Genomic DNA, 9,555 nt, shown 5'->3' with positions numbered 1-9,555 from the left:
AATACCTGCCTGTCACGCAGGGGGTCGCGGGTTCGAGCCCCGTCCGTTCCGCCACTTTATATAAGGCCCTGAGCTTACGCTCAGGGCTTTTTTTTGTCTGTTATTCTGCCTGCCTTGTTTCTTTTGCTTTTCTTCTGTCGCTCCCCGTCCCAAACAGCCCTGGCGGCCACACTTTGCGCCTCTCCTGCATGCTTCAGACAGGATATTTCCGGAGCCATTCGCTGACAAAATCGACAAAGGAGCGAATGCGGGTATTAACCGAACGATCGCCATAGTAGACCGCGTTAAACGGCATATCCACCGGCAAAAGCCTGTCGGCCATAATCTCCACCAATGAGCCATCGCTTAAGTCTTTATTGATCATAAAGTCTGACAGGCAGGCAATACCGTTACCGTTCAGGCACAGCTGACGGAGCGTCTCACCACTGTTGGAAGTACTGGCTGGCGTAATATCATAAAGCTGGCCGTCTGCTCTGGCGATGGGCCAGCGATTCAGATTCAGCGGCTCAACAAAGCCCAGGCAGGCGTGCTGTGCCAAATCCTCTACGGTTTGGGGTGTCCCGAACTGTTGCAGCCAGGCCGGGCTGGCGACTATTTTGCGTCGACTATTAAACAGCAGGCGTGCGCGCAAGCTTGAATCGCTTAGCGTGCCGGCGCGGATAGCAACGTCTACTTTACGTTCGATCAAATTGATAAAAGTCTCGGAAGAAACTAGCGAGAGTGTGACCTCAGGGAAGCGTTCACGAAAAGGTTTGATCATGGGCATCAACAGATGCAGAACCACTGGCGTAGCGGCATCAATGCGCAGCGACCCCTTGGGCAGTCTTTTTTGTTCTGCCAGCTCGTTTTCTGCTGCAGACATCTCCTGAAGAATAGCCTGAACCCGCTTAAAATAAGCTTCGCCCTCGTGGGTTAATTTAATTTGTCGGGTGGTGCGGGTCAGCAACTCTACCTCAAGCTTGTTTTCCAGTTTTTTAACTGCACGGCTCACGGCAGAGTTTGCCATTTTCAGCCGCTCGGCAGCCTTACTGAAACTGCCGTTTTCCACCACGGCGACAAAAATCGCCAGTTCCTCTGAGTTTGCCTTCATGACTGCTTCCTGAACGAAATGCTTTGGAAATATCTGCAGGTGGTAATTAAAGCATGATGAAGCAGTGCAAGCCAAACCACGGGCGGCGTAGAGCCTTTACTGACAGCACACTATCACCGTTAACCTGGCCGCAGTGGCGGTAAACAAAGGCTTCTGGATTCCATCAACTTTTGTCAGGGGCGCTATCAGGCAGATAGCCAGAGCGCACGCAATAAATCGACTACAGTTACAGGCGGCAGACAGGTAAAAAGAGGGATTAGCATACCTTCATCCGGTACTTATTAGCCGCCTCCGATTGAAACCCGGCTATAAAGTCCCTATAACTGAATGCAGTCATCATTGGTCAATATACAGAGGTCAGACGCTAACGTGCGGAAAAAAACTTATGCCATGAGATATGTCGCCGGGCAGCCTGCGGAACGCATCTTTCCGCCGGGCGCAATGCTGCATATGGGCAAAGCGTTACCGCCCGGCGCGCCGCTGACAGAGCACGCTACGTTACGGGTGCTGGTATGGAACATCTTTAAGCAACAGCGCGCCGAATGGCTTTCGGTATTACAAAATTTCGGCAAAGACGCGCAGCTGGTTTTGCTGCAGGAAGCGCAGACGACGCCAGAACTGATCCATTTTGCTACCAGTAACTATCTTGCTGCAGATCAGGTACCAGCATTCGTGCTGCCGCAACATCCTTCCGGCGTGATGACGCTGGCTGCAGCGCATCCCGTTTACTGTTATCCGCTACGGGAGCGTGAACCGCTGCTGAGGCTGGCTAAATCGGCGCTGGTGACCGCTTATGCGCTGCCGGGCGGCAAGATGCTGATGGTTGTGAATATCCATGCGGTAAACTTCAGTCTGGGTATCGACGTGTACAGTAAGCAGCTTGGCCCAATAGGTGAACAGATTATTCATCATAAAGGGCCGGTTATCATGGCGGGAGATTTCAATGCATGGAGTCGCCAGCGAATCAATGCGCTCTATGCCTTTGCGCATAATATGGGGCTGCACGAGGTCAACTTCACTGACGATCATCGGCGTAAAGCCTTTGGTCGACCGCTGGATTTTGTCTTCTACCGGGACATGGATGTAGCGGAAGCTTCCGTGTTGGTGACGCGTGCTTCCGACCATAACCCTCTACTGGTAGAGTTTACGCCTTAATCGTGCTCGCTCTGCTCTACGAAAGCTACTGCGCGCACGGGTGAGGCAGAACCGCCCTTGATGCGCAAAGGCAGGGCGATAAAAACAAAAGCCGCGGGCAGACTGTGAAGGTTTGCCAGGCTCTCAATAATCAGCCCTCCCGCTCCTAATATTGCCTCATGGGCCGGATAATCTTTACTGTCTGCACAATCCAGCGACAGGGCATCGGTACCGAAAATCGTGACGCCTTTTTCCAACAGATAATCTGCACTCCTGGCTGAAAGGCCCGGCCAGCCACTCATAAACCCAGTATGGTCAGGACGACAGCGCCATTTTTTATCGTAGCCTGTACGAAACAGAACGATATCCTTTGCGGTTATTTCGCCATTTCTGGCTTCCCACTCCGTGATCATATCAAAAGTAATCGCGCCGTTTTTTAATACGTGAGCCATGTTCAGGCAGCGGCCACGCCCCACTAACTGGCGAATATCAACCCGATCAATACTCTCTCCGTGCGGCATAAAATGCACCGGGGCGTCTATATGCGTCCCGCAATGATCGCCCAGGCTTAGCTGACAGTTATAGTTGCCGTCGCCTGTAGCAAAATTTTCCGCACTGCTCAGAAAGAAGCGTCCGTCACCGGGCCAGACTGGCATGCCTTCTTCATAAACATGGCTCAGTTCAATCAGGCGATGTCGGTTCAGTAGTGCAACCAAATCAGTAGTCATGGCGGCCTCACGATAAACGGAGAGAAAAGCAGTAGAGCACAGGGCGGGGGAACAGGAAACGGCAGACATAAAAAAACCAGTCCGGAGACTGGTTTTTTCAAGCTGTACTCTTAGCTGTCAGGCGTCGCATTGTTACTGACAAACAGCGTCAGCCTGTCGCCGGGCTGAATATTTGCCGATCCGCCGCTGTTCCAGCGCAGCAGATCCCTCGTGTTTACGCCGTGACGTTTTGCGATGCTGGCCAGAGAATCACCTTTACGAACCTTATAGGTGATGCTGTTGCCATTATCGGCCAGTCTGGTTGCGCTTTCGCTGCCGCCCAGGCTGAGCGTCTGTCCCGGTTTGATGGTCGCACCACGCAGGTTATTAGCCTGCTGTAGCGTCTTCATCGACACGTTCAGGCGTTTTGCAATGCCTGACAGGGTATCGCCATTACGCACCTTGTAAGAGGTGCTGCTGGCCAGCTCGGTGGGCTGTACCGCCGCGATGTCGCCTGTTGCCAGTGAGCTACGCAGCTGCGCCACGTGCGACTTAGGCACCATAATATAGTGCGGGCCATTAGGGGCCGTCATGCCGCGCTTGTAGCCGGTATTAAAGCTCTTCAGCTTGTTTAACGACATACCGGCCATTTCGGCCGCCTGCGTTAACTCAATCTGCTGACCCACTTCAACACGCGCCAGCGCACGGGTTTCGTTAGGCTCCGGAAGACGAATGCCGTAGCGCTTGTTGTTTTTCAACAGCTCGCTTAAGGCCAGCATCTTCGGCACGTATACCGTGGTTTCATGCGGAAGCGACAGCGACCAGAAGTCCGTTGCTTTACCGCGAGCCTTGTTGCTTTTTATCGCTTTCAGTACCCGGCCTTCGCCGCTATTGTAGGCGGCCACGGTCAGCAGCCAGTCACCGCCGAACATGCCGTTCAGGCGCTGCATCATATCCAGTGCGACTTTGGTCGAGGCGACAATATCGCGACGACCGTCATACCACTGGTTCTGCTTAAGACCATAATTACGTCCCGTTTGCGGCACGATCTGCCAGATGCCTGCGGCATTGGCAGAAGAGGTCGCATGAGGATCAAAAGCGCTCTCCACTATGGGTAATAGTACTAGTTCCATCGGCATTTTACGTTGCTTAATCTGCTCGACAATCCAGTACATATACGGCTCAGCCCGTAACGTTACATCGTGGAGATAGCTCTTGTTTCTTAAGTACTTTTGTTTTTGTTCGCGTATCCGGGGGTTTTCCGGAACCTTCATCTTCAGCTCGTCGCCTATGAAATTCCACAGATCCTGATCTTTCGCCAGGCTGGTCCCATCGTCCTGCCAGCGTGGCGATAACAACCGATCTGCGTTCTGACTGCTCTGCGCTGAAGACAAACTCTGTGCATGCTGTTCGGGGGCGTCGTGCTTTGATGCCTGGCACCCCACCAGCAGGACTGAGGCGAGTAATATCGCTTTAGCCTTCATGTGTGTGTCATTGTTCGCTTAAAAGACGAGCAACTATACGTGCTCGGGCTGCTCAACACAACCCGAAAAATCAAAAATGGTCTTTCTTCTCGCGTAGAGTTGCAAAAACTTGCCATTCTTGTTGCGGAGGTGTTTCGTAACCAATAACTCGCTGTAATTCAGTATCTTGGGTGCGCAGGAAAATATTTATTTGCCGCTCAAAAGCGAGTGTTACAGGCAAGGAAACCGCGTTTTTCGCGCGTAACTCCTTAATTTCGCGATAATAGGCCGCTATTTGCGTATCCTGAGGCAGCAGGGCTTGAGCAAACTTCAAATTTGATAACGTATATTCGTGTGCGCAGCACACCAGCGTCTCGCCCGGTAACTTGTTAATCTTTTGAAAAGAATCGAACATTTGCTGCGGGGTGCCTTCAAATAAACGTCCACAGCCACCGGAGAAAAGGGTGTCACCACAGAAAAGGTAAGGTTCACTGTAGTATGAGATATGTCCTAAAGTGTGGCCCGGTGTCGAAATTACACTAAATTCGCGGCCCAAAATAGCCACCTTATCTCCCTCAGAGACAAGCCGATTGCTTCCCTTATCTTGTGTCTCTTGCGGGCCATACACCACCAGATCGGGATAATGTTGCAGCAGTTCTTTTACGCCGCCAACGTGATCGTAATGATGATGTGTCAGCAGGATCGCCACCGGGTGCCAGCGGTTTTTATTCAGGGCAGCCAACACCGGTGCCGCTTCGCCCGGATCGACAATCAGGCAGTCGCCCTGGTCGTTATTTAATGTCCAGATGTAGTTATCCTGCAAAGCCGGAATGCTGGTAAGATTCATTATCGCCTCGTTGACTGGCCGCAATGGAAAGAAGATGGTAAAGCATGAAGCCCGCTAAAACACGCCATATTCGTCACGTGCCTTACTCTTGGGCAGAAATCCCCTGGGGAGATTACTATCGTGACGCGCTGACCCGGCATCTGCAACCCTGTCTGGACAGATTATACGGTTTCCATTTGCTGAAAATCGGTTCGCTGAGCGCGGAAATCGACACGGCAAGCTGTGCTATTTCGCATCAGGTGAACGTTGGCTTACATGGCGAAGATTTACAGGTATTGGCCGACCCGGGCAGCCTGCCGTTTGAATCGAAATCGGTCGATGCCTGTTTACTGGCGCACAGTCTGGCCTGGAGCAGCGATCCACACCGCGTTTTGCGCGAGGTAGATCGCGTATTGATCGATGACGGCTGGATGATAATTAGCGGCTTCAATCTCTTCAGCGTGTTGGGAACGGGCAAACTCATCCCTGGCCTGCGTCAACGTGTGCCGTGGAACAGTCGAATGTTTACCCAAACCAGGCTGATGGACTGGCTCAGTTTGTTAAATTATGAAGTGGTGCAGCGTTCGCGTTTTCAGGTGCTACCGTGGAACAAGCAGGGCGGTAAAGTCATTAGCACGCATCTTCCGGCGTTAGGCTGCCTGAGCATTATCGTGGCCCGCAAACGGACTTTCCCGTTAACGATGAATCCGGCCAAAAAGGCCGCGGCTCAGAGAAGGCTGGCTCCCGCTGTTGGCGCGACCAGCCGGGTAAGGCAGCGCTATCAGGATCCTGACTGATAACCAATGTCTTCAAACGAGGGGCTGCCGGCGGCCGCGCGGGCCAGTTCGTCGCAGCGTTCGTTTTCCGGATGACCGGCATGGCCTTTTACCCATTCCCAGGTAATTTGATGCTGGCCCAGCGCCGTATCCAGTCGCTTCCAGAGATCGACATTTTTCACCGGTTTTTTGTCCGTCGTTTTCCAGCCACGCTTTTTCCAGTTATGGATCCAGCTGGTAATGCCCTGGCGCACATATTGGCTGTCGGTACTCAGCACGACGTCGCACGGTTTAGTTAACGCTTCCAGCGCAACGATAGCCGCCATCAGCTCCATACGGTTATTGGTGGTTAGCTGATACCCGGCGCTGAACGTTTTTTCGTGCTGGCCGTAACGTAAGATAGCGCCGTATCCGCCCGGGCCAGGATTGCCAAGACAAGAACCATCGGTGAAAATTTCTACCTGTTTAGGCATCTCTGGTAGACTCCCTTTGAAAAAACGCCAAGTCTGACATAAACGGGTCCTATGAGCACAGTAAATACAACGCGTCAGATCGTCCTCGATACTGAAACTACCGGTATGAATATGATTGGGGTGCACTATGAAGGGCACCGCATCATTGAAATCGGCGCCGTTGAGGTGGTAAACCGTCGTCTCACCGGCAATAACTTCCATGTTTATCTCAAGCCCGATCGGCTTGTCGATCCGGAAGCGTTCGGCGTGCACGGGATTGCCGACGAGTTTCTGGCAGATAAGCCGACCTTTGCGGATATTGCCGACGATTTTCTTGCCTATATAGAAGGCGCCGAGCTGGTTATCCATAACGCCTCGTTTGATATTGGCTTTATGGACTATGAATTTGGCAAGCTTGGCCGCAATATTCCCAAAACGGAAACCTTCTGCCAGATTACCGACAGTCTGGCGATGGCGCGCAGGCTGTTTCCCGGCAAGCGCAACATCCTTGATGCGCTCTGCTCGCGCTATGAGATAGATAACAGCAAGCGAACGCTGCACGGCGCATTGCTCGACTCCGAAATTCTGGCCGAAGTTTTCCTGACCATGACCGGCGGGCAGACGTCGCTGAAGTTTTCGATGGAAGGCGACAGGCAGGAGCAGAGTAACGATGAGACTATCTATCGCATCACGCGTCCGGCTTCCGGCCTGTGCGTCATAACGGCGACGGACGAAGAGATTGCCGAACACGAATCTCGCCTTGACCTGGTGATGAAGAAGGGCGGAAGCTGTCTCTGGCGCGGCTGAAAAGGTTAAAATGCAGCAGGAGATGAAAAAACAGGCAGTCGATCTGAAAGACCGGGAAAAAGCATTGACGGGAAGCAAGCCGCACCGTAATATTCGCCCCGTTCCCGACGGGGAACAAAGCGCGGAGCGGTAGTTCAGTTGGTTAGAATACCTGCCTGTCACGCAGGGGGTCGCGGGTTCGAGCCCCGTCCGTTCCGCCAAGTATCCGGAAAGCCTGATGCAGAAATGCATCAGGCTTTCGTCATTTCAGCGTCCGGAAACGCTGCCCTGCATTTTATCCTCAGCCCTGTCATCCACCCGTCGTGCAACGACATTCATGCTGTTTATCTTTTTTCTACCGCCACGCGGGGCGCATAACGTGCCGTCGCGCTAACGCATTCCTCTCGCGCCATCCAGCGATAGCAGCCTGCCGCTAACGCCACGCCGATAAACCAGCTGAAGTTAGCCACCTCATGCAGCGAAGGCGAAAAGCTGATGGCCAGCCCAATCAGCACGGAAGGCACCAGTGCCGCAATCGCCTTAGGGTTAAACCCGCCGCGATACCAATATTTCCCCTGTGGCGTAGCGTTAAAAAGATCGTCGGTCGAGATCTGCCCACGTTTGATCAGGTAAAAATCACACAGCAGGATCCCAAACAGCGGGCCGATAAAAGCACCCAGCACGTCCAGCGTATAGTGGATAAGCTCCGGTGACTGAAACAGGTTCCATGGTGTCAGCAGCACCGATCCGACGGCGGCGATCATTCCACCGGTGCGAAAGCTGATTTTCTGTGGCGAACAGTTAGAAAAGTCGAACGCGGGCGACACGAAGTTGGCGACAATATTAATGCCTATTGTGGCGGTAATCATGGTCAACAAGCCGACAGCGACCGCTAAATCGCTCCCTACGCGGCTAACCGTTTCAATAGGATCGGTAATCATATGGCCGAACAGCGACTGCGTGCCGGAGACAATAACCACGGTTACTACGGAAAAAAGCAGAAAGTTAAACGGCAGGCCCCAGCGATTACCACGTCGTATCGCCTTCATGCTTTTGCCATAGCGCGCAAAGTCGCCAAAGTTGAGCAGCGGGCCGGAAAAATAAGAGACGACCAGCGCCGTGGCGGTCACCATCTGCCAGAGCTGCTGGCTGCCGCTCAGCTGCTTTGTCGAGAGCGTGAAAGAGATGCCTTCAAAACCCGTCCTGTATACAATCCAGACCGCCAGCGCGACCATCACGATATAAACTGCCGGACCAGCCACATCAATAAAGCGTTTAATAGCCTTCATGCCGTGCCAGAACACCAGTGCCTGAGCGAGCCACATAAAGCCAAAGCAGATCCAGCCGAGCTGTGACAGGCCCAGCCAGGAAACCTGCGTCATCGGCGCCAGCGTAGGCCAGAACTTTAGCGTAACCAGCATCAGCGCGTTAGCAGCCAGCCAGGTCTGAATACCGTACCAGGCGAATGCGATCAGCCCCCGGATCACTGCCGGGATATTCGCGCCAAACACGCCAAAGGCCTGACGGCAGATGACCGCATAAGGCACGCCGGTCATCTGGCTGGGTTTAGCGATAAGATTGGCGAACAGCTGGACAATACAAATACCCGCCAGCAGGCAAATCAACACCTGCCAGCTTGCTAACCCCAGCGTGAAGAAGCTGGCCGCTACCACATACCCTCCCATACTGTGTACGTCTGACATCCAGAAAGAAAAGATGTTGTACCAACTCCAGTTCTGTTCACGCGTCGGGGCCAGATCCTCGTTGCACAGCCGGGGACTGTAGCTGGCATGCGCTTCTTCTGCCGACGCTGAAGTAACCTGTGGACTTTTTGGCATGAAACCTGCTCCTTAACAATTCAACGGGATAGAAAACAGTGGGAGAGGCATTGCAGGATTCAGGCCAGAAGTTGGCATCGTGTATACAAAATGATCTATTCATGTGTACGATTTAGGCAAGAACAACCTGAGCGGACCAGGAAATGAAAAGTGAAAGCGGCCTGAAGAGGGCCTCCGACCTGAACGACACAGACGAACCTATCTTTCAGGCGCTGATGCAGGCGATGGTGGAGCGCCAGCTGCAGCCGGGCAGCAAACTTCCGGAGGAAGCGCTTGCCGACGTCTTTGGCGTCAGCCGGACAGGCATCCGTAAGGTGCTAACGCGCCTCGCCGCAGTGCAGATGGTGGTGTTAACGCCCAAACGTGGTGCACAAGTTGCCACACCTTCAAGAGAAGAAGCGCAGGACATTTTCCGAACGCGTGAGTTAATCGAATGCGCGAACTTTCCTGCCGTACTGGCACACTGCCAGCCGAGGCATCTGG

Annotated in this window: 10 protein-coding genes and 1 tRNA gene; 5 read left to right on the top strand and 6 right to left on the bottom strand. The window is 53.2% G+C overall.

The window, feature by feature from the left end; translation table 11 throughout:
• Positions 1 to 193: 193 nt before the first annotated feature.
• Positions 194 to 1,090, bottom strand: a complete 897-nt coding sequence (gene yafC / locus RTK32_RS13820; RefSeq protein WP_312044890.1) for a DNA-binding transcriptional regulator YafC — start codon at positions 1,088 to 1,090, stop codon at positions 194 to 196.
• Between the two features lie 369 nt (positions 1,091 to 1,459).
• Here yafC and RTK32_RS13815 point away from each other — a divergent pair, with 369 nt between their 5' ends.
• Positions 1,460 to 2,245, top strand: coding sequence for an endonuclease/exonuclease/phosphatase family protein (locus RTK32_RS13815; protein WP_312044888.1), 786 nt, complete (start codon positions 1,460 to 1,462; stop codon positions 2,243 to 2,245).
• Here RTK32_RS13815 and RTK32_RS13810 read toward each other — a convergent pair.
• The 3 genes from RTK32_RS13810 to gloB form a co-directional block, all read right to left on the bottom strand.
• Positions 2,242 to 3,021, bottom strand: coding sequence for a cyclase family protein (locus RTK32_RS13810; RefSeq protein WP_312044886.1), 780 nt, complete (start codon positions 3,019 to 3,021; stop codon positions 2,242 to 2,244). The genes RTK32_RS13815 and RTK32_RS13810 overlap by 4 nt on opposite strands.
• 41 nt (positions 3,022 to 3,062) lie before the next feature.
• Positions 3,063 to 4,415, bottom strand: a complete 1,353-nt coding sequence (gene mltD, locus RTK32_RS13805) for a murein transglycosylase D (protein ID WP_312044884.1) — start codon at positions 4,413 to 4,415, stop codon at positions 3,063 to 3,065.
• Between the two features lie 70 nt (positions 4,416 to 4,485).
• Complete coding sequence (gene gloB / locus RTK32_RS13800; RefSeq protein WP_312044882.1) at positions 4,486 to 5,241, bottom strand: hydroxyacylglutathione hydrolase; 756 nt, start codon at positions 5,239 to 5,241, stop codon at positions 4,486 to 4,488.
• A 44-nt stretch (positions 5,242 to 5,285) separates the two neighbouring features.
• Here gloB and RTK32_RS13795 point away from each other — a divergent pair, with 44 nt between their 5' ends.
• Positions 5,286 to 6,017, top strand: a complete 732-nt coding sequence (locus RTK32_RS13795; protein WP_312044880.1) for a class I SAM-dependent methyltransferase — start codon at positions 5,286 to 5,288, stop codon at positions 6,015 to 6,017.
• On the opposite strand, the gene rnhA is transcribed toward RTK32_RS13795, so the two are convergent.
• Positions 6,002 to 6,469, bottom strand: a complete 468-nt coding sequence (gene rnhA / locus RTK32_RS13790) for a ribonuclease HI (protein WP_312044878.1) — start codon at positions 6,467 to 6,469, stop codon at positions 6,002 to 6,004. The two genes, RTK32_RS13795 and rnhA, sit on opposite strands and share 16 nt — an antisense overlap.
• A 51-nt stretch (positions 6,470 to 6,520) precedes the next feature.
• Here rnhA and dnaQ point away from each other — a divergent pair, with 51 nt between their 5' ends.
• Both dnaQ and RTK32_RS13780 read left to right on the top strand, forming a co-directional pair.
• Positions 6,521 to 7,255 (top strand): DNA polymerase III subunit epsilon, encoded by a 735-nt coding sequence (gene dnaQ / locus RTK32_RS13785; protein ID WP_312044876.1) that lies wholly within the window; start codon positions 6,521 to 6,523, stop codon positions 7,253 to 7,255.
• A gap of 123 nt (positions 7,256 to 7,378) precedes the next feature.
• Positions 7,379 to 7,455, top strand: a tRNA-Asp gene (locus tag RTK32_RS13780).
• 123 nt (positions 7,456 to 7,578) lie between these two features.
• Here RTK32_RS13780 and RTK32_RS13775 read toward each other — a convergent pair.
• Positions 7,579 to 9,072 carry an NCS1 family nucleobase:cation symporter-1 gene (locus RTK32_RS13775; RefSeq protein ID WP_312044874.1) on the bottom strand — a complete coding sequence of 498 codons (1,494 nt, stop codon included), beginning with the start codon at positions 9,070 to 9,072 and terminating at the stop codon, positions 7,579 to 7,581.
• Positions 9,073 to 9,215: 143 nt separating this feature from the next.
• Here RTK32_RS13775 and RTK32_RS13770 point away from each other — a divergent pair.
• Positions 9,216 to 9,555 (top strand): GntR family transcriptional regulator (locus RTK32_RS13770; RefSeq protein ID WP_312044872.1); only part of this gene is annotated, 340 nt, incomplete at its 3' end.

The organism is Erwinia sp., from assembly GCF_031978025.1.
In the GTDB taxonomy this organism is placed as follows: domain Bacteria; phylum Pseudomonadota; class Gammaproteobacteria; order Enterobacterales; family Enterobacteriaceae; genus Erwinia.
Note: the sequence above shows the minus strand (reverse complement) of the source record. Positions and strands in the feature narration are given on the sequence as shown.

Excerpts from the sequence above, each read along its gene's own strand:
- RTK32_RS13810 (WP_312044886.1), bottom strand. The coding sequence starts at position 3,021 with ATGTCTGCCGTTTCCTGTTCCCCCGCCCTGTGCTCTACTGCTTTTCTC.
- RTK32_RS13795 (WP_312044880.1), top strand. The coding sequence starts at position 5,286 with ATGAAGCCCGCTAAAACACGCCATATTCGTCACGTGCCTTACTCTTGG.
- dnaQ (WP_312044876.1), top strand. The coding sequence starts at position 6,521 with ATGAGCACAGTAAATACAACGCGTCAGATCGTCCTCGATACTGAAACT.
- rnhA (WP_312044878.1), bottom strand. The coding sequence starts at position 6,469 with ATGCCTAAACAGGTAGAAATTTTCACCGATGGTTCTTGTCTTGGCAAT.
- mltD (WP_312044884.1), bottom strand. The coding sequence starts at position 4,415 with ATGAAGGCTAAAGCGATATTACTCGCCTCAGTCCTGCTGGTGGGGTGC.
- gloB (WP_312044882.1), bottom strand. The coding sequence starts at position 5,241 with ATGAATCTTACCAGCATTCCGGCTTTGCAGGATAACTACATCTGGACA.
- yafC (WP_312044890.1), bottom strand. The coding sequence starts at position 1,090 with ATGAAGGCAAACTCAGAGGAACTGGCGATTTTTGTCGCCGTGGTGGAA.
- RTK32_RS13775 (WP_312044874.1), bottom strand. The coding sequence starts at position 9,072 with ATGCCAAAAAGTCCACAGGTTACTTCAGCGTCGGCAGAAGAAGCGCAT.